This window comes from Oleiphilus sp. HI0080 (assembly GCF_001635135.1).
The window spans coordinates 1-316 of record NZ_LWFU01000016.1 but is presented as its reverse complement, the minus strand read 5'-3'; the positions used below and the strand labels follow the sequence as shown (position 1 = coordinate 316).

Sequence of the window (316 nt, the reverse complement as noted above, 5' to 3'; positions counted from 1 at the left end):
TACCGACAACGCTGACTTCTCTTTGATTCTCGCATCGTCAGTCCATGACATGAAAAACTCTCTTGGCATGCTTCTGCATTCGCTCGAAGAACTCTGTCAGAAGCTACCCGAAGATAGCGAAAACAATCTAGGAGTCAGCACTATCCGCTACGAGACGGAGCGCGTTAACAATGACCTTATTCAGCTTCTTGGGGTCTACCGCTTACATAAGAAAATGCTCTCAGCTCACCTTGATGAGCACTATTTAGATGACATCGTGGCGGAGCAGCAAGCGCAGTATGGGAATGTGTTCGAAGCAAGGAACATAAAGCTGAGT

Annotated in this window: 1 pseudogene; it reads left to right on the top strand. The window is 47.2% G+C overall.

Annotated elements, in window-relative coordinates:
* Window positions 1–49: 49 nt before the first annotated feature.
* A pseudogene (locus tag A3751_RS00385) lies at window positions 50–316 on the top strand (sensor histidine kinase); the annotation flags it as partial.